Here is a 21,764-nt window from a genome sequence, read left to right as displayed (position 1 = left end):
GGCCTCCCCGATCGCCGGCAGTGTGTCGGCGACTTTCCCGAAAAACAAATGACTTTTAGGCATCGCAAACGCCAAAATGACATCGTCGCGCCACCGCCGCTTGAGTGGCGGGGCGGAAACGGCAACGATCGTTCGATGGCCGGTTCCGACTCCCTTTCCGACGCGAAACGCCTGTTGGGACGCGATCCGCGAGGCGCGCTGGCCGCGGCGCGCATGGCGCATGCCCGCAATCCGACGCCGGAGGCGATCCTGCTGCTCGCGACCGCCGCCCGACGCGTCGGTGATGCCGCTCAGGCGGCGGCACTGTTGGAGCCGTTGGCCGTGGCAGCGCCTCGCGCATGGGGCGTGCACTATGAACTGGGCATCGCGCAGGCGGTGAGCGGTCACGAAGTAGCCGCCATGGCCGCGCTCGAACGCGCCGCGGCGCTAAATTCACGCGCAACCGGGCCACGACACGCGCTCCGCGACATCAAGGCGCTGGCCGGTGTCCCGATCGACGACGCGCCGATCGCCTCGCTCGACGATCCGCGATTGCAGGCCGCAGTGGCGGCTCTGCTCGACGGCGAGGAAAGCCGCGAGCGGTTATTGCGCGACTACGGGCTCGATCCCGACGACGCCGCCGCCGCCAGCTTGATCGCCGAGATCGGAATCAAGCTCAAGCGAAGCGCTGCGGTAATCGCGCTGTTGGCAAGGGCGCTGGCGCTCGCCCCGGCGTATGGCCCGCTGCGGTTCCGTCTGGCCGAAGCGCTGCATCGCGCCGAACGCGACGAAGAGGCGCTGGCGGCGATCCAGGCGCTGGCGGCCGAACCGGCGCCGACGATCGTCAGGGCATTGCGCGGCGCGATCCTGATGCAATTGGGCCGCGAGGACGCCGCGCTCGATGATCTTGCCGCGGTTGCCGAGGCCGAGCCAAATCGCGCGACGTCCTGGCTCGCTCAGGGCCATGCCTTGCGCGTGGTGGGGCGGCGGGATGAAGCGATTGCGGCCTATCGTCGCGCGCTGGCGCTCGAGCCTGCGCTGGCCGACGCCTGGTGGAGTATCGCCGACCTCAAGACCGCCAGCCTCGAGGCCGACGACGTGGCGGCGATGGAACGGCTGAGCGACGCCGCCGCGCTGCCGGCGTCCGTCCGATCGCAGGCGGAATTCGCATTGGGCCGGGCGCGCGAAGATGCTGGCGACCATGCTCGCGCATTCGCCCATTACCGCACTGCCAATGCCTTGCGCCGATCGATCGAACCCCATGACGAGGCGGCGCACCGGTCGTTCGTCCAGCGCATGATCGCGACCACGGACGAAGCCTTTTTTGCGACACGCGCCGGGTCCGGCAATCCCGACCCAGGCCCGATCTTCGTCGTCGGCATGCCGCGGTCGGGATCGACCCTGGTCGAACAGATCCTCGCCTCGCACCGCCAGGTCGAGGGTCTGTCCGAGCTACCGACCATCACCAAGCTCGCCCGCACGATTCCCGACTATCCCGCCGGGCTGGCCTGCCTTTCGCCCGACACTCTGACGCGCCTGGGCAGCGAGTATCTGGCTACCACCCGGGCGCGCCAGCGGACCGGCGCTTGCCACACGGTCGACAAGTTTCCCGGCAACGCCTTCCACGCCGCGCTGATCCACCTGATCCTGCCCAACGCCCGAATCATCGACGTGCGCCGCGACCCGCGCGACACCTGCGTGTCGCTTTACGCACAGAGCTTCGCCGGCGGACAGTCGTACAGCTACGATCTCGGCGATCTCGGGCGCCATTATGCCAGGTACGCGGCGCTGATGGACCATTTCGATCGGGTGCTGCCGGGCCGGATATTCCGGCTCGGGTACGAATCGCTCGTGGACGATCTGGAGGGGGAAACGCGGCGCCTGCTCGCTTTTTGCGGGCTCGATTTCGAGCCTGGGACGCTTCGCTATTTCGAGCACGGGCGCGCCGTACGCACCGCCAGCTCCGAACAGGTGCGGCAGCCGATCTACCGCAAGTCGATCGGCCGATGGCGGCGGTTCGAGCCCTGGCTGGAACCGTTGCACGAAGGCCTCTCCACGAGAGAATTCTGACGGTCCCTTTACGGCCAGATGACAATATTGGATGGCCCCATGCGATTAAAATGCTTCGTGCATGGCGGGATTCGGGGGAGCCTGATGACGGCGAACCCGACAAAGACTTGTAACTGCAAGCTGTGGCGCGCCGAGGACATAATCGCATCAGGGCGAAGGGGGGTGGGACGATGAATGCAATCCATCAAGCGACGGACAAACGGGTAGGGCTCGCGCGGATAATGCCCCTTCTGCTCTCGGGCGCCGCGCTTGGAGCAATGGCCCCGGCAGTCGCGCACGCTCAATCGACCGACCCCGCCGCCAGCGCCGATACGTCGAAGCCGGCGCCGCAAGGAGACTCGCTCGACGACATCGTCGTCACGGCGAATCGCTCGGGCGCGGAATCGCTGCAGAAGGTGCCGATGGCGATCGCGGTGATCAACGTCGACGAGATCACAAAAGGCGGCCAGGGCAACCTCGCCGATATCGCCAAATTCACGCCCTCTCTGTCGATCACCGAGGGTGCGCCGGGCTATCAGAAATTCAACATGCGCGGTTTGTCGACCGGCGGTTATGCATCGTCGGATACGTCCGACCGCTCGCTCGTTGCGGTCTATCTCGATGACACGCCGATCTCGGTCCAGGGCCAGACCCCTGACCTCAAAGTCTATGACCTCGAGCGCGTCGAAGTGCTGCGCGGACCGCAGGGCACGCTCTACGGCGCCGGATCGATGGCGGGCACGGTCCGCTTCGTGACGGCCAAGCCCGATCTGACCTCGACCTTCGGCAATGTCGAAGTCGGCGCCATGGCCACCGAAGGCGGCGAGATGAGCTATAACGGCCGCGGCATGATCAACCTGCCGCTGTCCGACACGCTCGCGATCCGCGGCAATTTCTACGTCGCGCGCGATGGCGGCTGGATCGACAATATCGGCCGGCGGAACAGGAAGGATGCGAACCGCAACAACACCTATCAGGGTCGTGTCGCGCTGCGCTGGACGCCGGATCCCAAGCTGACGGTCGATGCCAGCATGACCTATGAATATAGCCGCGCGATGGGGCTCAATGTCGCGTTCAGCGGCTTCGACAAGAAAACCATCCTGACCAATGGCCCCGAAGGCACCGACGACCGTTTCCGGCTCTACACGTTGGGTGCCGATTATGATGCCGGTTTCGCACATGTCATCGTGACGGGCGCCTATACCGACCGCGCGATCGGGTTCGACGCCAGCGTCGAGCCGCAGATCGGCTATTTCTTCCAGGATTATGGTAGCGGCCTGCCGATCAGCAACACGACCTATCCGCTGTTCCAGGCGCCGACGAGCTACGACAAGAACATCGCGCTCAAGCTGCCGGCCGAATTGTACCAGATCGACCAGAAGCTGAAGGATTACATGCTCGAAGGCCGTTTGGTGTCCAAACCCGGCGGCCCGGTCAGCTGGACGGTGGGCGTCTATTACGAGAAGCAGAAGCGTCACCTGCGTCAGGACATCCCGACACCGGGCTTCGACAAGCTGTCGTACATGAATTACTTTTACGGCCCGTTCGCCGTCCCCGGCGGGCAGTATAATTCGCAGACCGTCGATGCGGCCTTCCAGCCGGACGACATCTTCTCGGGCCTGCAGGACGTCGACGAGCGCCAGATCGCGGCCTATGCCGACGGCACTTGGCACGTCACCAAGAAGCTCTCGCTTACCGCCGGCATTCGATATTTCGACTTCAAGGAAAGCTATTACCTGTTCGAAGGCGGCGTCTACGGCGTCGTCGATCATGTGCCGCTGACCACCAATGCACGGCTGAAGTCGACCGGGGTCAATCCGCGCGGGAACATCTCGTACCAGGTCAATGACGATTTCATGATCTATGGCGAAGTCGCCAAGGGCTTCCGCTATGGCGGCGGCAACCAGCCGGTGCCGCTGGGCAGCACGGGTATTGCCGGCCAGTGCACGCAGAATCTGGCCGCCTACGGCTACAGTTCGGCGCCGCTCACCTTCGGGCCGGACAAATTGTGGAACTATACGATCGGCGAGAAGGCGAAGCTGGCCAATGGCCGGATCACCTTCAACGCCAGCGCTTATTATATCGACTGGAGCGACGTGCAGACGCGGCTGCGGCTCAACTGCTCGTATTTCTTCACCGACAACAAGGGCAAGATCACCAGCAAGGGCATCGAGCTCGAGACGATGATCAAGGCGACCCCGGAACTCACCTTCCAGCTCAGCGGATCGTACAACGATTCCCGGGCCAAGGGCGATATCCCGACGGTGGGCGCGTTCGACGGCGACCGCACGCCTTATTATCCGCAATGGACCGGCAGCGCGCAGATCTTCTACGACCGCAATGTCGGCAATGGCAGCCTGCACTTGCAGGCGGGCTATCAGTATCAGTCGTCGCAGAACACGACGTTCAACAACTTCACCACGGCCCTTGTCGCGGGGAAGCTGGTCGCGACTGGTCCGAGCCAGACCTTCGCGGTGATCCCGGAATCGAACAACGTCAGCGCGGCGATCACCTATGACATCGGCAAGTTCGAATTCGGCCTCTATGGCAACAATCTGGTCGACGGGGTCGGCATCACCAACGTCTCGCGCGCGACCTATTACCAGGTTTACCAGCCCGGCAGCCGCATCAACGTGGCGCGTCCGCGGACGATCGGCATTCGCGCCAAGGTGAAGCTGTAAGCATCTGCCCGGCCGGACTTCGGTCCGGCCGGCGCGTCACCGGCGCGTGGTGCGCCTGCGCCAGGCGGTGCGTTCGCTGGCGACGAGCCTGAGCAGGTCGCCCTCGACCACCGCCATGTCGATCACGTGGAAACCCCAATCGGGGAAGGCCGCGTCGCCGACCGATCCGGTGCCGACCACCGTATCGGCAATCCCGCCTCGGCGGCCCGGCGCGACCTTGATCGCGAGATAATTGAACGCGCCCGCGGTCACGCACTCTCCGCTGAGCAGGCCCGGCATCTGGACGAACCGCGTCTTGACCGGCCAGCCGGTCTTGGGCGTCGCATAGAGCGCGTATCCGCCTTTCCACCACGGAAAGCCCAGGATCGGATCGAGCACTGCCGCGCCGCCCTCTAGCCTCGCGGGATTGGTGCAGCCGGCTTCCATGCCTGCTTCGTCCGAGCGGCCGAACAGCGCCTTCTCGACCAGCGGCGTATCCGCGCGATAGCTTGCCCAGGTGACGACGCAGCCGGTCTGGCTCGCCGTGAGGCATAAAGGCACGGACTTGAAACTGCCGCCCACGCCCTTGCCCAGCGGCACGAGGATCGCGGTGCCCGGCAGGATCGCCGAGAGCATGCGGCGCTGAATCGGCTTGCCGTCGATCTCTTCGGCGACCAGTCTCTTGAGCAGCATCGAGCCCTGGCTGTGGCCGACCAACACGAACGGTCGGCCGCCATTGTTGCGCTTCAGGTAATTGCGCCATGCCGCGACGACATCGCCATAAGCGAGGTCGAAATCGCCCGCGCGCTTCTGTGTGCCGGCCACCAGCACCTTGCGGAGCGCGGTCAACGTGACCTGACGATAGAGCGGCGCGAAGGTTCGGCACACGCTGCGGAACGGCGCGAACTGCGCGGTGGTCAGTCCCTTCTCGCCGTCGCCGGGAATGAGGTCGCTATTATCGCCGGGATCGAGCGAGGCAGTCGGGTAGACGTAGAAGCAATCGATATCGGCCGGCCGGGCTTGCGGCGCGCGCACGATGTGGCTGCTCCCGTCGGGGTCGATCCGCGTCATCGACAGGTCGCCGGCGCAGACGTCGTTGCGGCCGGGGCGGCAGAGCCAGGTGTCGTCGCGGCTATAATCGACCGCACCCGTTGTTGCGGCGGCCGCCAGCATCATCGTCAGCATCGTCATCGCCTTTTCCCCGCTCAGTCCCTGAACACCACGGTCCGCGGGCCGTTCATCAACACGCGCCCATCAAGGTGCAGCCCAACCGCGCGCGACAGCACCCGCCGCTCGATGTCGCGGCCCTTGCGGATCAGATCCTCGGGCGTGTCGGCATGGCTGATCCGCTCGACGTCCTGTTCGATGATCGGCCCTTCGTCGAGGTCGGCGGTGACGTAATGCGCCGTCGCGCCGATCACCTTCACCCCGCGGGCGTGCGCCTGGTGATAGGGTTTGGCGCCCTTGAAGCCGGGCAGGAAGCTGTGATGGATGTTGATGCAGCGCCCCGCCAGCGCCCTGGCCAGATCGTCCGACAGGATCTGCATATAGCGGGCGAGTACGATCAGATCGGCGCGACTCCGCTCGATGGTCGCGAGCAGCCTCGCCTCTTGCTCTGCCTTGGTTGCGGCGGTGACCGGCAGGTGATGAAAGGAGATTGCGCCGAAATCGGGATTGCCGATCGCCTCGAGCGAATGATTGGAGACGATCCCGGCCACCTCCATGTCGAGCTCGCCGATCCGTTGACGGTAGAGCAGGTCGACCAGGCAATGGTCGAATTTGGAGACCAGGATCAGGACACGCTGCCGGGCGCCGCAGGGCCGCAACGACATTTCCATCGCATAGTCGCGCCGCAGGCGATCGAACCCGGCCGCGAGATCCGGTGCCAGCGCGTCGTCCGCCAGCACGAAGACGGTGCGCAGGAAGAAGCGATCGGTCTCCGGGTCGTTATATTGATGGGAATCGAGGATGTTGCCGCCGCATGCGAAAATATGCGCCGACACCGCCGCCACGACGCCCGGCCGATCCGGGCAGGACAGGACCAGAATGAAATGCGGCACGCGGGTCAGGCCTTCTGCAAGGTCATGGCAGGAGTCGCCATACTGGCGGCCCGCACGCGTTCGTCGTCCGGCCCGTAGGTGCGGACGCTGGTCAAATAGTGATATCCTGCCCAGAACCCGGTCAGCGACAGCGCCAGCAGCGAATAGCGCAGCGATTCGGTATTGTTGCCGAGGGGACCGGTCAGTCGGTCGCTCAGCCAGCCGACCGCGCTCGGCGCGATGATCAGATTGGCGACGTTGGCGGTGAGCAGGCTGATCGCCATCCCCTGCGCGCGCATCGTCGGCGGCAGGAAATTGAGCAGCAATGCCATGGTCGGGCCGACATAGAGATAGACTGCCGGGATCACGATCCACAGCATCGCGGTCGCGACCGTCAGCGAGCGCGTCCAGTAGATCATGAACGACGGGATGGTCGAGACGATCACGATCGCCCCCAGGAAGCGCGCGATCCGTTTGGGGTCCTGCATCTGCGGCAAGGCCAGGACGGCGCTGGTCGCGATCGTCGCGGCGATGCCTGCCCAGAAATAGATCGTGCCCAGCCGCGCGCCGGCTTCGGCGGTCGACAAGTGATAGGCGCGCTCGAAAAAGGTCTGCGTCCAGAACAACAGGCCCCAGCCCCACAAACAGATCACTGTGCCGGCAGCATTGATGTGCCAGGCCGAGCGCTGCGACCAGAGGAAGCGGCACGTTTCGACGAACGTGGCCGGCGGCGCGCTGTTTTCGGTCACCATCTCGAACCGGCCGCGGACCGGCTCGCGCACGGTCAGCAGGATGATCAACCCGAAGATGACACCGGGAATGCCGAGGGCCAGGAACGCCGCGCGCCAGCTGTGGAAGTGATCGACGATCGCCCCGGCGACGCTCGATCCCAGCCAGGCGCCGAGCGGAAGCCCGAGCGCATAGATCGTCAGCGCATAAGCACGCCGCCCGCGCGGAAAATTATCGGCGATGATCGAGGTCGATGGCGGGGTGCCGCCTGCCTCGCCGACGCCGACGCCGATCCGCGCGAGCAGGAACTGCCAATAATTCTGGGTGAGGCCGAGCAAGGCGGTCATCGCCGACCACAGGATCATCGCCGCGGCGACGATGTTGCGGCGGTTCGAGCGATCCGCGACCCGAGCGATCGGCAGGCCGACCGTGATGTAGAAGAATGCCAGCGACACGCCGGTCAACCAGCCCACGCCGGCATCGCTGAGCCCGAACTCGATGCGGATCGGCTCGAGCACGGTCGAAACGACGTAGCGGTCGGCGATGTTGACCGCATAGACGAGCGCGAGGATGAACACGACGTACCAGCGCCCCCGCGATAAAGTAGGTGTGGTGGTCGCGTTCATCGGATCATCCCCCCTTGCTGGTCTTTTGCCAGAGTTCGGCCAGCGTTGATGCATAGCTGGTCGCGAAAAAGACGTCGCAGCTCGACGCGCCGGTGACGCGGATCCGTACCGGCACGTGATGGATGATGGTGCTTACCGCGCTTCCTGCGCCGAAACCCGAATGGTGAACGTCGAAGAAGCCGCTGACCGACAGCAAATCGCGCCACCCGGGCCCGCTGATCGTCGCGCGGGTCAGTCCGCCGCCGATCGGCACCAGCACGCCACGCCCGGCGATCGCCGTGTCTATCTCCTCGGTCGCTTCGCCTCGATCGATCAGCCACCAGCGGCGCGGTTCGACCTGCATCGCGCCCGCGGCGATCGCGGGAAGCTCGCCTTCCCACAGGTCGAGGACGGTCACGTCGCGCGCGGGAGCCAAGGCGACATCTGCGTCAATCACGATAGCGCGCCCCATCGGGATCGTGGAACACCGGAGCGGTCACGGTGACGCGAACGTGCCTGTCGCGCGTCGGCGAGGTCGCAAGCAACGTCTCGCCCTCGCGCGCCATGCCGCCGGCGAGCAGGGCCAGGGCGGCGCCACCGGATTCGAGCAACCGCGGTCCGGCGGAGGTGACATGTCCTTCGACCGTGGCGCCGTGATTCGCCACTAGCATCGCGCCTTCGGGAATTTGCTCCGAAGACACGAGGCCGACCAGCCGGCGCCGATCCGGCGCCGCCAAAGCAGGGCGCGCGAGCGCTTGCGCTCCGACGAACCCTCCTGCCTTGCGCAGCATGCGCTCGAGCCCGAGATCGTGCGGCGTGGTGCGGCCATCGGCCTCGGCGCCGATCACCACGTGCCCTTTCTCGATCCGCAGGAACTCCAGCGCTTCGAGCCCATAGGGAAAGCCGCCGGCCGCGCGCACCTTATCCTCGATTGCACCCCATATGGGCGCCGCATCGTGACCGGCGGCATAGAGTTCGAACGCGCGCTCGCCACTATAGCTGGCGGCCAGGATCAGCGCTGGCACACCGGCGACCTTGGCGCGCGCCAGCCCCATATGCGCGGGCGGCTCGATCCCGGTGAGGTCAGCGAGAATGGCTGCGGCACGCGGCCCGGCCAGCGCGATCCCGGCATAATGTTCCTGCTGCGCGACGACCGAGACGCGCAATGTCGGGGCAAGGACGCGATGGACGTAGCTTAGATGCGCTTCCATCCGATCGGCGCCACCGGTCGAGCTGGTCAGCAGATAGCCGTTTTCGTCGAGCCGCCAGACGGTGCCGTCATCCAGCACCATGCCGTCTTCGCGCAGCATGAAGGTGTAGCGCCCGCGCCCGACCGCCAGCTTGGCGATGCCCGTCGCGCAGACCATCTCGAGCAAGCGCGCCGCATCGGGGCCGTGCACCGCGAACTTGGCCAGGGTCGAAACATCGGTGAGGCCAGCGATAGTACGGACCGCGCGCGCTTCGCGAAGGGCGGCGTCATGGAGCGTCTCGCCGATCTGTGGATAGGCGCGCGGGCGATGCCACAAACCAAGCGGCTGCCATAAGGCTGCGCGAGCCTCGTGAACGTCGTGAAGCGCGATTCGCCGCCGCGGCGCGGCGTGACCGCCGCCATCGGCTCCCGCCATCGCGCCCAGCGTTAGCGGCGTATAGGGCGGGCGGAACGTGGTGAGGCCGGCCTGCGGTATCGTCACTCCGGCGCTCGTCGCCAGCCGGGCGAGACCGGCCATATTGCTGGTCTTGCCCTGATCGGTCGCCATGCCGAGCGTGGTGTAGCGCTTGAGGTGCTCGACCGAGCGATAGCCTTCGCGCCAGGCAAGATCGACGTCGCTGGCGGCGACGTCGTTCTGGAAATCGATGAAGCTGTGCTTGGGATCGGGCAACTCTGCCGAAGCGGGAGCGATCGGCTCGACTTCGCCCACGGCACTGCCGACCGACTCAATCCATTCGGGCCCGCCCTCGGGCACGAACGCTTGGATGTCCTCGCGCCAGCCGAGCGTCCCGCCGGCCTGGCTGTGCAGGTGGACGACCGGGGTGAAGCCGCCGGACATCGCGACGACATCGGCATCGAACCGCCGCGTCGTCGCGCCGACACGCGCCGTGATGGCGGTGACCCCGCCGCGCCCGCCATGCGCCGCCAGCGGCACGGCATCGGCGAAGGTTGGATGTTCTGCGGCCGGCGGTTCCGGCCGGCTATCGAGGATCGCAACGACCGTTCCGCCTGCCTCCCGCGCGGCATCGGCCGTGCGATAGGCGTCGTCATTGTTGGTCGCGATCACTACCCTCTGGCCGGCCAGTACGCCGTGGCGGCGGATATAGGCGCGCACCGCGCTCGCGAGCATCACGCCCGGGCGGTCGTTGCCCGCGAACGTCAGCGGGCGCTCGATCGCGCCGGTCGCGAGTACGATCCTTTTGGCGCGAACATGCCATAGGCGCTGCGCCGGCATTCCGGCGGGCGGCTGCTGACCGGGTTCGGCGATCCGCTCGACCAGGGTGACGAAGCCATGATCCCAATTGCCCGACGCGGTCGTGCGCAGCATCATGCGCACGCCGGCTTGTACCGGGTCCGGAACCGCAATGCCGTCGCGCAAGGCGCTGCCGCCGAGCAAGGCATCTTGCTCGACCAGGATCACGCGGCCGCCGGACGCTGCCGCGTCGCGCGCGACCTGGATGCCGGCCGGCCCGCCGCCGACGACGAGCACGTCGCAAAAGGCCGCGCGATGCTCGAAATGGTCGGGATCTCTATCGACCGGCGCCTTGCCCAGGCCGGCCGCCCGGCGGATGAACCGCTCGTAGAGCATCCAGCGCGACGCCGGCCCGAAGAAGGTCTTGTAATAGAATCCGGCCGGAAGGAACCGCGCCAGCATCCCGTTCATGGCGCCCATATCGAAATTCAACGATGGCCAGGCATTCTGGCTGCGCGCGACCAGACCGTCATAGACGAAGACATCGGTCGCGCGTGTATTGGGCTCGGTACGCCCTCCCTCACCGACCGTGACCAGGGCATTGGGTTCCTCGACCCCCGCCGCCATGATGCCGCGCGGGCGGTGATATTTGAAGCTCCGCGCGACCAATGACACGCCGTTCGCGAGCAGCGCCGCCGCGAGCGTATCGCCGGGCCGCGCCGTCATCGCGCGGCCGTCGAACGTGAAGCGCAGACTGTCGGTCGCGCCGTCGGCAATACGGCGTGGCGCCGTCATTCCGGGTCGTCCGGCGCATAGGGGTCGACCGCGGCAATGGCATGTGTCCGCCGGTGGCGGCGCAACACCAGCCATTGCCGGCAGCCGAACGTATGCCGCCACAGCTCGCGATCTTCCCCGCGTGGGTTGGCGCGCGAGAACAATCGCGCCAGCACTTCCTCGACCGGCATGTCCAGGCTGACGATCGAGTCGAGCGTGCGCTCATAGGTGAACTCGGCCTGGGCGCGTTCGCCGCAATAGGGACAATCGATCAGCATCATCAGCGTAATTGCGGCATGAAGCCGACCCCCGCTTCGTCGATCGTTGCGCCGGTCGCGAAGCGGTCGAAGGAAAAGGGCGCCGCAAGCGGGTGGCTTTCGCCGGTCGCGAGCAGATGCGCGTAGCACCAGCCCGATCCCGGGGTCGCCTTGAACCCGCCATAGCACCAGCCCCCGTTGAGATAGAGGCCATCGACCGGCAGCGCGGAGATGATCGGCGATCCGTCGAAGCTCATGTCGGTCGTGCCCGACCAGCAGCGCACCATGCGCAGCCGCGACAGCGCGGGGACCAGCGCGATCGCTTCCGCCGCCGCCTTTTCCAGCCGGATCGGCAGGCCGCGCTGGGCATAACTGGGGAATTGATCGGGATCGCCGCCCAGCACGATACCGCCCTTGTCCGACTGGCTGATGTAACAATGCAGCGATTGCGACATCACCACGGTATCGATCATCGGCTTGACCGGTTCGGTGACGAAGGCCTGCAAGGTCTGCGCCTCGATCGGCAGCTTCAGGCCCGCCATTGCCGCGACCGGTCCGCTATTGCCGGCGACGCAGATTCCGACACGGCCCGCGCCGATGGTGCCGCGCGTGGTCTCGACGCCGGTCACTCGACCGCCCGCCATGACCAGTCCGGTCACTTCGCAATTCTGGATGACGTCGACGCCCTGCGCATCGGCGGCGCGGGCATAGCCCCAGGCGACCGCGTCATGCCGCGCGGTTCCGCCGCGCCGCTGGATCAGGCCGCCATGGATCGGGAAACGCGCGTCGGGCGACATGTCGAGCAACGGAACCAGGCGGTGCACGGCGTCGGGCGTCATCAGCTCGGCATCGATCCCCGAGCAGCGCAACGCATCGCCGCGCTGCGCGAGCTGGGTCATGTCGGCGTCCGAATGGCCGAGGAACAGCGCGCCGCGCGGCGAGAACATCACGTTGTAATTGAGCGCGTCGCTCATCCCCTCCCACAGGCCGAGCGCGAAATCGAACAGATCATGTAGCGGCTTCTGGCGGTAGTTGGAGCGCACGATAGTCGTGTTGCGGCCGGTATTGCCGCCGCCGATCCAGCCGCGCTCGAGCACCGCGACCGACCGCACGCCATGAACCTTGGCGAGGTAATAGGCCGTGGACAGGCCATGCCCGCCGCCGCCGATCACGATCACCTCGTAATGCGGTTTCGGCTCGGGGTCGCGCCACGCGCGCTCCCAGCCGCGCTGGCCGGTGAGCCCCGCGCGGAGCAGCGCCATCGCCGAATAGCGCTTCATGCCGCCCATCCGCGCCGTTCGCGCCAGTCGGGTTCGAGCTCGGCGAAGCGCGCTACGCCGAGTTTCGCGATGTCGGTGAACGAGCAGGCGCCGTCGACCACCAGGTCGCGAATGGCATGGCCGCTCGCCGGCGACAGGCCGAAGCCGACCCCGGACATGGTCGCGACCGTGACGTTGCCGGGGTCCGCCGGCCGGTCGATGATCGGGCGGCCGTCGGGCGTGTTCTCGATCACGCCGGCCCAGGAGCGGATGACGTTGAGCTTTGCCGCGCGCGGGAACATCTCCGCCACCCGGCGCGCAAGGTTGCGGGTCAGCGGAGAGGTCGGGCGTCCGGGCGGGCCCTCTGGCGTGGTGCCGATCCACTCGTGCGGGCCGCCGCCGAAAGCGAGATTGCCGCGCAAGGTCTGACGTCCGTACAGACCGTTGCCGTCGACCCCGCCGATCTTCATCAGCGGCGCCGGCTCGGTCACGATCATCTCGGCGCGTGCCGCCGCCAGCGGAAATTTTATCCCCAGCGGCGCGACCAAAGCCTCGGTCTGCGGCCCGGCGGCGACGACCAGCGCATCGCAGGCGATTGTGCCGCGCGGAGTCACGACCGCGCTGGCCCGCCCGCCCTTGGTCTCGATCGTCGAGACCTGGCAATGCTGGATGACGCGGCCGCCCAGATCCTGGAGCGCCCAGGCATAAGCCTGTACCGTGCGCTGCGGATTGGCGTGGCCGCCGAAGCGCAGGTGGATGCCGCCCAGGCACGTTTCGTCCGTCAGCGGCACCAGTTCCTGCGCTTGCCGCGAATCGAGATCGTCGACCGGATAGCCCATCGCCGTGCACATCCGCCCGACGGCGCGATAATGGTCGAGCAACGCCGGATCGCGCTGGATGATGATCCGCTCGCGGACATATTCGGTGGGATAGCCGAGCAGATCGTCCATCTGCGGCCACAGCCGCTGCTCCTCGGCGAACAACGGGCTCTGGTAATGCGACGCGCCGCCGCCATTGCGGCCCGACGCTTCCCAACCGACAATGCCCTTGTCGAGCACGACGACGGCGAGGCCCGATCGCGCCAGCCACCATGCGGCGCTGAGCCCCGTGACCCCCGCGCCGATCACCACCACGTCCGCGCCGTTTGGCAGACCCGCGTCAGACATGCATGTTACCGCCCAGGCCGGAGACGTGCTCGGCTTCCTCGGGCGTTCCGATCACGGCGTACGGCGTCCATTGCGTCGGGATGCCGAACCAGACGTCCCAGCCGGCGGTCATGTCGGGACGCTCGTCCCGGTCGGCCAGCACGCTTAGCGGCACCGGTCGCACCGGCGCGCGGAAGCTCGCCACCGGCACCCGGTCGAGGGGCAAGCCGTCCGCTTTGGCGAGGAGGCAGCGCACCTGATCGCGGCACCGCCGCCCCTGGCATTGCCCCATGCCGGCGCGCGTCAGCCGCTTGATCTGGTCGGGATGCGAAGGGCCGTCGGCGGCCAGCGTGGCCAGCGACCGTGCCGCCATCGGCGCCGGCCGGTCGAGATAGCGCGGCGGCTGCACGCCGAGAATGTCGGCGCGCGTTACCTCTTCGCATTGGCAGACGATCATATCGTCCGTCGCGTGGCGGCCCAATGCCTCCGCCCAGGCCGTCAATCGTGCGGAGACCGGGGCGCGCGCCTCCGCGCAATCGCCGATCAACGCGATCGCCTCACCGGGACCCGCACCGGCTGCCTGGAGTAATTCGGTCGCCGGCTGCACGCCGATCGCCAGCACGATCGTATCGCACTCCACCTCATGGCGGCTATCGTCGCTCATCCGCGTCAGGGTCACGCGCTCGACCCCATCCGCGCCGCCGACCGCCGCGGCGATCGTGGTGCCGGCCAGTACCGGTATCCCGATCGCGGCCACCCGCGCGGCAAGGTCTGAAGGACCCGCGATCGCGTCGCCGATCTCGACGATCGCGGCGACCTCGATCCCCCGATCGGCCGCGAGCAGCGCGGTTTCGAGTCCGAGCCGGTCCGATCCCACCACCATCACGCGCCGGCCGGCAAAGGCTTCGTAGCGGGTCAGCAGTAGCGCAAAGCCTTGCGCGCCCATCACGCCCGGCTGGTTCCACCCTGCGAACCCCAGCGCGATGTCGCGCGCGCCGGTCGCCAATATCAGGCGGTCGAACCCGACCATTTGCGCACGCTCGGCGTCGGCAATGCCGAGCATCGGCTCCGGCAGCGCGCGCATCGCCGCGCCATTGACGTACAATCCCCAGGCAACGGTCCCCAGCCGGACATCGACGCCCGCCTCGAAAGCCTCTTCCAGCCGAAAGTTGGTCGCAAACACCTGTTCGACCATGCGTCCCTGTTGCTGCACTGCCGCGGTCGCCCGGCCGCCGAAGAATTGCGGCACGTCGGTTCCGATCATCGCCCCCGGCACGGGATTCTCGTCGACCAGCAAGACGCGGGCGCCCGCTTTCGCCGCGTCGATCGCCGCATCGGTTCCGGCGGTGCCGGCGCCGACGACGACCAGATCGAACCGCTCGTCGGGCGCGGGAATCTTGCCGTCGATCGCGTGGACGTCCGCCGCCATCAGACCGCGTTCAGCGCTTGTCGCAGATCGCCGATCAGATCGTCGATGTGCTCGATCCCGACAGACAGCCGTAACGTCGCGTCGGTGATACCGCCCGCGATGCGTTCATCGGGCGAGATCGCATAATGCGTGGTCGTGGCGGGATGCGTGATCAGCGTCTCCGACCCGCCCAGGCTCACCGCGAAACGCAGCAATTCGAGCCGGTCGAGGAAGCGGAAGGCCTCCGCCTCGCCGCCGACCAGATCGAACGAAAAGGTCGATCCCGCCGCGCCGCATTGGCGATCATAGACCGCGCGTTGCGGCGTCCCCTCCGCCAGAAAGCCGAGATAGGTGACTTTTGCCACCTTGGCGTGGTCGCGCAGAAAGGTCGCGACCGCGCGCGCATTGTCCATCGCGCGCTCGACGCGCAGATGCACCGTCTCCATCGACCGCAGCAACAGCCAGCTTGTATAGGGGTCGAGATGGCTGCCCAGGGTCGTGCGCAGCAGGCGCAAGGGCTGGATCAGCGCCTCGCGCCCCGATACGCCGCCCGCCAGCAGGTCGCTATGCCCGCCGCAATATTTGGTCAGGCTGGTCATGCACAGATCGGCGCCGAGCGCGATCGGGCGCTGCATGAAGGGGCCGAGCAGGGTGTTGTCGACCACCACCAGCGGCCGCGTTCCGGTCTTGGTGCCGAGCGCATCGGCGACGGCGACGACCATCGCGATATCGACGATCGCAGCGGTCGGGTTGGCCGGGCTTTCTACCACGATCAGCTTGACCGGCCCTTGACGCGAGGCGGCGTCCACCGCGGCTTCCACATCCGCGCGGTCGCAGCCATCGACGAATTCGGCATGGCCGACGCCCAGGGCCGGCATCAGTTGCGTGTAAAGCCCGTTGGTGCCGCCGTAGATCGGGCGGCTGAACACCATCGCGTCGCCCGGCCGCAAATGAGCGAGCGCGATGGCGCTGTGCGTCGCCATGCCGCTGTTGAACGCAGCCGCCGCCTCGGCGCCGTCGAGCGCCGCCAATCGCGCCTCGACCATGTCGAGATTGGGATGGCCCAGCCGCGAATAGATGTGCGCGGCATGGCCGACTTCGGGGCCGGTGCCGTCGAAATAGGCCTGGTGGATGTCCTTCGCCTGTCGCGCCGAGGCGTAGGCGAACGTCGATGTCATGTAGATTGGCGGCTTGGCGGCATTGGCCCCGCTCGCGGGATCGTAGCCGGCGCGCACCGCGAGCGTCTCGGGATGCCAGCGCCGGGCATCGCCCTCGGTCATGCCGCCGCTCGCTCGATATAATCGGCCGCCTTGGCACAATACCAGTCGACGAAGCGCAAGGTCAGCGATTCCGCGCTCGGGCTGTAGGGACCCGGCCGATAGCCCGGCGAGTTCACGCCGATCTGGTTGTTCTCGGCGAATTCCTTGTCCTGCAAGTTGGTCAGCGTCCACAATTGCGTCAGGGTCGCGACATCGTAATCGACGCCTTCCACCGCATCCTCATCGACCAGCCAGGTCGAGACGACGTGGGTTTCGCCGGGCGCGACCGGCATGGCGTTGAAGGCAAAGGTATATTCGCTGGTCGAATGGCAGAAATTGTTGGGCTCGATCGCCCAGCGCAGCGACCCGATATCGCCGCCGCCCAGGTCGCACATCAATTTGCTGACGGCAAAATCGCCGCTGACGGTCATAGCGACATTGCCGGGATTGAGGCCGAACCGCACCGCCTGCCACCAATCCTCGCCGACCGGTCCGGTCGGCAGCCCGAGATCCGTCATCCGGGCGGCAAAGGCGCGCGCCTCGCTGCCGTCGAGATCGAAATATTCATCGGCGGTGACCGGAAAGGTCCGCGCGAGCTCGGGATGGCCGGTCGCGCAATGATAGCATTCGCGGCCATTCTCCATCACCAATTTCCAATTGGCATATTCGACCAGGACCGATTTGTGCGCGACCTTGGCGCGGTCGAAACGGTGCGGCGCCAAGAGCGGCGCCAGGTCAAGGCGCAGGACCGAGAAATCCGGCGGCGTCTCGGCCAGGCAGATGAAGATCACGCCTGCCACGGTCTCGAGGTGAAGCGACACAAGCGCATGGTCGCCCTTGTCGAAATCGTCGGGCATCCGCCCCGCGGCGAGCAGCCGGCCATCGAGGCCATAGGTCCAGCGATGATAAGGACAGGTCAGCCTGGCGGCATTGCCGTTGCCTGGCTTGCACAGGATCGATCCGCGATGACGGCAGCTATTGTGAAACGCGCGCAGTGCTCCGTCGCGGCCGCGCACCACCAGCACCGGCCAATGGCCGATCATGATCGACAGATAGTCGCCGGGATTGCGCACTTCGGCCTCGAACCCGGCGAACAGCCAAGATCGCCCGAACACCGCCTCCATGTCGAACTCGAACGCAGCAGGGTCGCTGTAGAGACCGCGCGGCAACGAATGGCCCGCAGGGCGCGCACCAAGCAACGCCGATATTCCGTTCAGATCCAACACTGTCTCCAGCCCCCAACCGGCATCGGGTGTGACACGGCGGGACGGACGACGAAAAATCGCATTTGCGCATGGCGGTATGTAAAAAACGCGAGGACGGGGTTCCGAGCGGCCCGCCCGGTTGCATGTCCCGAAAAAAGCGGTTTGGTATCTGATTTAGGCATTGAGGGACGGAGGAAAACGATCGCACGCACGCAGATCAATCGGCGCTGGCTTCCGTTGAACGCGCTGCGCGCCTTCGACGCGGTCGGGCAGAGACTGAGCTTCACTGCGGGGGCGCAGGCGCTCAACGTGTCGCAGAGCGCGGTCAGCCGGCACATCATCGTGCTCGAAGAACTGATCGGGCAGAAGCTGTTCGATCGCTCCGGTCAGAAGCTGGCGCTGACTCCCGCCGGCGCCGCTTTATTGCCGGAAGTGCGACGCTCGTTCGATCGGCTCGAACACACGATCAACTCGATCAGCATCAATCCGGAAGCCGGGCGGCCGATCCGCGTCCATATCCCGCCGTCGCTGCTGCAGCAGGTCGTCATGCCGATGATCCGCACTTTCCATGCCGAGAATCCCAATATCCGCATCGACATATCGAGCTCGCCCGTGACCGGCCTGCCGCGCGACGAAACCGACATGGCGATCGTGTTCGACCGGCCGAATATCGACGACCGTGTGACCGATCTGCTCTGGACGGTGCGCGTCGCGCCGGTCTGCTCGCCGGAGGTGGCGCGGCGCCACGCCGGCAAGTCGCTCGAACAATTCCTGGCCGACAACGACCTGCTGCATTCGACGATCAATGGCGAGCCGCGCGGGCTGTTATGGGCGACCTACGCCCGGCAGGCGCGCATCACCCTCGATGCCGATCGCGGGCTGGCGTTCGATACGCTGTCGCTTGCGGTCAATTACGCGATGTCGGCCGACGGCGTGGTGCTGGCCGATGTCGAGATGTTCGCGCCGGAGATCGCTGCGGGCCGTCTCGTGGTGCCGTTCGACACCGCAATGGACGACGGCTTCGGTTATTACCTCAAGCTGCGCCCGGACGATCTGGCGGATCCCGCCATTTCCTCTTTCCGCAGCTGGCTGATCGGGCAATTCATGGAACGGCAGAATTTGGCGGCGGCGTGATGATGTGACGTTGCGGCGTCATGCAGAAATTCTTTTCACAGCCGCTCGGTCAGCGCCTATTCGGACGACATGGATATGCCTGTTTCCCCCCGCGCCAACACCGACCCGGCGACGATCGCCATTCTCGAAGCGGTCGAGACGCGACTGCGCTGGCTGGCGGTCTGGACGATCCACAACGCCAATCATCTGAGAGAAAGCCGCGACGGGCTGAAGGTCGGCGGGCACCAGGCGAGTTGCGCGTCGATCACCACGATCATGACCGCGCTCTATTTCGGCGCGTTGGGGCCGAACGACAAGGTCGCGGTAAAGCCGCATGCCGGACCGGTCTTGCACGCGATCCATTATCTGCTCGGCCAGCAGTCGTTGGACGCGCTGCAGCGCTTCCGCGGATTCGGCGGCGCGCAAAGCTATCCCAGCCGCACCAAGGACCGGATTCCGGTCGACTTCTCGACTGGCTCGGTCGGACTCGGCGTAGCGATCACCGCCTTTGCCAGCCTGGTCCAGGATTATCTGGTCGCCCACGGGCAGCTGGCCGACGCCGAAACCGGGCGCATGATCGCGCTGATGGGCGATGCCGAGCTCGATGAAGGCAATATCTACGAATGCCTGATCGAGGCGTACAAGCACGACATCCGCAATTGCTGGTGGATCGTCGACTATAACCGCCAGAGCCTGGACGCGACGACGGCGGATCGGATGTTCCGCCGTTTCGACGACATTTTCGAAACCTGCGGCTGGCGAGTGGTCACGCTCAAGCACGGCAAGCGCCAGCGCGAGGTGTTCGCGCGGCCGGGCGGCGCCGCGATCGCCGACTGGATCGACGCCTGTCCCAATGCCGATTTCGCCGCTCTGACCTATCAGGGCGGATCGGCGTGGCGTGCGCGCCTGACCGCCGATCTCGCGGCCGAGCCTGAGGCTCTGGCGCTGATCGCGGGGTTCGACGACGAGGCGCTCGCCGGTTTGATGACCAATCTTGGCGGTCATTGCATCGAGACGTTGCTCGACGCGTTCGCCCAGGCTGCCGACGATGTCCCCACGCTGTTCATCGCCTATACGGTCAAGGGCTATGGCCTGCCCTTTGCCGGGCACAAGGATAACCATGCCGGGCTGATGAATCCCGGTCAGGTCGAGCAATTGCGCGACAGTCTGGGCGTGGCGGCGGGCGACGAATGGGAGCCTTTTGCCGGCCTCGGCGGCAATCTGGCGGCCGAAACGCGCGAGTTCGTTGCCCGCAGCACGCTGGCTATGCCGCGCCGCGATACTTCGGTCGCCACCGTGCCGGTCCCGGCCGCGCTACCGGTGCCGGAAGGCGAGGAGCTTTCGACCCAGGCGGCGTTCGGGCGAATTCTGTTGGACCTGGCGAAGAGCGGCGATGCGGACGCGCGTGCGCTTGCCGACCGGATCGTCACGACGTCCCCCGACGTCACTGTCTCGACCAATCTCGGCGCGTTCGTGAACCAGCGCGGGTTGTTCCGCCGCCAGGAATTGGCCGATGTGTTCGCCGCCGCTAGGATTCCGAGCGCGCAGAAATGGGGCGGACACGGCGCCGGCCAGCATATCGAGCTGGGCATTGCCGAGAACAACCTGTTCCTGATGCTCGCAGCACTCGGCCTGTCCGGCCCGTTATTCGGGACCCGGCTCATGCCGATCGGTACGGTCTACGATCCGTTCATCGCGCGTGGCTTGGACGCGCTCAATTATGGTTGCTACCAGGATTCGCGCTTTCTGCTGGTGGCGACGCCGTCGGGGCTGACGCTGGGGCCGGAAGGCGGCGCGCATCAGTCGATCAATTCGCCGCTGATCGGCATGGGGCAACCAGGCCTGACCTATTTCGAACCGGCCTTTGCCGATGAGCTGGCGCTGATCATGCGCTGGGCGTTCGATCATATGCAGGCGGCCGATGGCGGTTCGGTCTATCTCCGGCTGTCGACCCGGTCGCTTCAGCAGGTCGCGCGGACGGACAGCGATTGGACCGATGATGCGCTGAAGGGGGGATATTGGCTGATCCCGCCGACCGGACCGCGCGACGCCGCGATCGCCTTTACCGGCGCGATCGCCCCGGAAGTGCTGACGGCGCATGCGATGCTGGCCGAAGACCTGCCCGGCCTCGGCCTGCTGATGATAACCTCGCCCGACCTGCTCCATCGCGGCTGGTCGGCCCGGCATGCCGGCCGCTGGACCGGCGGCTCGCGCGCGCCGGCGCATGTCGAGACCCTGCTAGATGCGCTGGCCGACACCGCCGGCCTGGTGACGGTGATCGACGGGGCGCCGTCCACCTTGTCGTGGCTGGGCGCGGTGAAAGGGATGCGGGTAAGCCCTTTGGGCACCGACCGGTTCGGCCAAACCGGCGACCTACCCGATCTCTATGGTCGCTACCGGCTCGACGCCGAGGCGATTATCGACGCCGTCGCCGAGCTGATATTGCGATAGAGGCAGGGCAATCTGCGGCCGCGGCGGGGTGCGAACCTCGGTCGAGGGCCGGGTGGCGGAGCGGGAGGGATTCGAACCAATTTAATAAGTGGCTGATTTGCCTTGGTTCTGATCGATCCGCTTTTTTTCGATACCTCGGAATATACCCCGGAAAGGCCCAAAAACTTTTTCTTCTGAAAACAGGTGCTTGTCAGCTCAGTTCGACGGAGTGCACCGTAATCGAACCCACGATACAACGCAAGTATTCGGCCAAAGTCCGAATGACGCTTTGGGGACTTTGCTGCTGGCTGCTTTCCCTGGCGAGGCGGTTAAAGCGGCCGTAGGCGCAACAATTGGCTCATCGAGATCTTATTTTTACAACCCTATTGCTCATTTTGTTGCATGGCGGCTTTCAGGCGACAGCCGCCTACACTCGAATGGCGAGGATGGG

General features: G+C 66.2%; 15 protein-coding genes. 4 read left to right on the top strand and 11 right to left on the bottom strand.

The window, feature by feature from the left end:
• Positions 1 to 135 precede the first annotated feature (135 nt).
• Together SPR01S_RS06625 and SPR01S_RS06620 are read left to right on the top strand one after the other, a co-directional pair.
• The gene (locus tag SPR01S_RS06625) at positions 136 to 2,049 is read left to right on the top strand and encodes a tetratricopeptide repeat-containing sulfotransferase family protein (RefSeq protein ID WP_084250999.1); all 1,914 of its coding nucleotides are present in this window, start codon (positions 136 to 138) and stop codon (positions 2,047 to 2,049) included.
• A 221-nt stretch (positions 2,050 to 2,270) separates the two neighbouring features.
• Positions 2,271 to 4,709 (top strand): TonB-dependent receptor, encoded by a 2,439-nt coding sequence (locus tag SPR01S_RS06620; protein ID WP_066586885.1) that lies wholly within the window; start codon positions 2,271 to 2,273, stop codon positions 4,707 to 4,709.
• A 36-nt stretch (positions 4,710 to 4,745) separates the two neighbouring features.
• Here the strand turns inward: SPR01S_RS06620 and SPR01S_RS06615 are convergent, their stop codons facing one another.
• From SPR01S_RS06615 to SPR01S_RS06565, 11 genes are read right to left on the bottom strand one after another with little or no spacing between them, the layout of a single operon-like run.
• Positions 4,746 to 5,879 carry a DUF3089 domain-containing protein gene (locus SPR01S_RS06615; protein WP_245661899.1) on the bottom strand — a complete coding sequence of 378 codons (1,134 nt, stop codon included), beginning with the start codon at positions 5,877 to 5,879 and terminating at the stop codon, positions 4,746 to 4,748.
• Positions 5,880 to 5,893: 14 nt separating this feature from the next.
• Entirely contained in the window at positions 5,894 to 6,748 is an 855-nt protein-coding gene (gene purU, locus SPR01S_RS06610; protein ID WP_174531876.1) for a formyltetrahydrofolate deformylase, read from the bottom strand.
• 5 nt (positions 6,749 to 6,753) lie between these two features.
• Positions 6,754 to 8,082 (bottom strand): spinster family MFS transporter, encoded by a 1,329-nt coding sequence (locus tag SPR01S_RS06605; RefSeq protein WP_066586812.1) that lies wholly within the window; start codon positions 8,080 to 8,082, stop codon positions 6,754 to 6,756.
• Positions 8,083 to 8,086: 4 nt separating this feature from the next.
• Entirely contained in the window at positions 8,087 to 8,518 is a 432-nt protein-coding gene (locus SPR01S_RS06600; protein WP_066586877.1) for a sarcosine oxidase subunit gamma family protein, read from the bottom strand.
• Positions 8,511 to 11,258: a 2Fe-2S iron-sulfur cluster-binding protein gene (locus SPR01S_RS06595; protein WP_066586803.1), complete on the bottom strand. Its 2,748-nt coding sequence runs from the start codon at positions 11,256 to 11,258 to the stop codon at positions 8,511 to 8,513. Before SPR01S_RS06595 ends, SPR01S_RS06600 begins: the two co-directional genes overlap by 8 nt.
• On the bottom strand, positions 11,255 to 11,518 hold the full coding sequence (locus tag SPR01S_RS06590) for a sarcosine oxidase subunit delta (protein WP_066586800.1): 264 nt from the start codon (positions 11,516 to 11,518) through the stop codon (positions 11,255 to 11,257). Before SPR01S_RS06590 ends, SPR01S_RS06595 begins: the two co-directional genes overlap by 4 nt.
• Positions 11,518 to 12,774 carry a sarcosine oxidase subunit beta family protein gene (locus tag SPR01S_RS06585; RefSeq protein WP_066586874.1) on the bottom strand — a complete coding sequence of 419 codons (1,257 nt, stop codon included), beginning with the start codon at positions 12,772 to 12,774 and terminating at the stop codon, positions 11,518 to 11,520. The genes SPR01S_RS06590 and SPR01S_RS06585 overlap by 1 nt, the downstream gene beginning before the upstream one ends.
• Positions 12,771 to 13,919: an NAD(P)/FAD-dependent oxidoreductase gene (locus tag SPR01S_RS06580; protein ID WP_066586797.1), complete on the bottom strand. Its 1,149-nt coding sequence runs from the start codon at positions 13,917 to 13,919 to the stop codon at positions 12,771 to 12,773. The genes SPR01S_RS06585 and SPR01S_RS06580 overlap by 4 nt, the downstream gene beginning before the upstream one ends.
• Entirely contained in the window at positions 13,912 to 15,327 is a 1,416-nt protein-coding gene (locus tag SPR01S_RS06575; protein WP_066586796.1) for an FAD/NAD(P)-dependent oxidoreductase, read from the bottom strand. Before SPR01S_RS06575 ends, SPR01S_RS06580 begins: the two co-directional genes overlap by 8 nt.
• Entirely contained in the window at positions 15,327 to 16,586 is a 1,260-nt protein-coding gene (locus SPR01S_RS06570; protein ID WP_066586792.1) for a cystathionine gamma-synthase family protein, read from the bottom strand. Before SPR01S_RS06570 ends, SPR01S_RS06575 begins: the two co-directional genes overlap by 1 nt.
• On the bottom strand, positions 16,583 to 17,791 hold the full coding sequence (locus tag SPR01S_RS06565; RefSeq protein ID WP_439646727.1) for an aromatic ring-hydroxylating oxygenase subunit alpha: 1,209 nt from the start codon (positions 17,789 to 17,791) through the stop codon (positions 16,583 to 16,585). Before SPR01S_RS06565 ends, SPR01S_RS06570 begins: the two co-directional genes overlap by 4 nt.
• 216 nt (positions 17,792 to 18,007) lie before the next feature.
• On the opposite strand from SPR01S_RS06565, the gene SPR01S_RS06560 reads away from it, so the two are divergent.
• The gene (locus SPR01S_RS06560) at positions 18,008 to 18,904 is read left to right on the top strand and encodes a LysR substrate-binding domain-containing protein (protein ID WP_245661897.1); all 897 of its coding nucleotides are present in this window, start codon (positions 18,008 to 18,010) and stop codon (positions 18,902 to 18,904) included.
• Positions 18,905 to 18,979: 75 nt separating this feature from the next.
• Positions 18,980 to 21,334, top strand: coding sequence for a thiamine pyrophosphate-binding protein (locus tag SPR01S_RS06555; protein ID WP_439646726.1), 2,355 nt, complete (start codon positions 18,980 to 18,982; stop codon positions 21,332 to 21,334).
• Positions 21,335 to 21,764 lie beyond the last annotated feature (430 nt).

It is taken from the genome of Sphingomonas pruni NBRC 15498, assembly GCF_001598455.1.
In the GTDB taxonomy this organism is placed as follows: domain Bacteria; phylum Pseudomonadota; class Alphaproteobacteria; order Sphingomonadales; family Sphingomonadaceae; genus Sphingomonas; species Sphingomonas pruni.
This window is presented reverse-complemented; position numbering and strand designations above follow the sequence as displayed.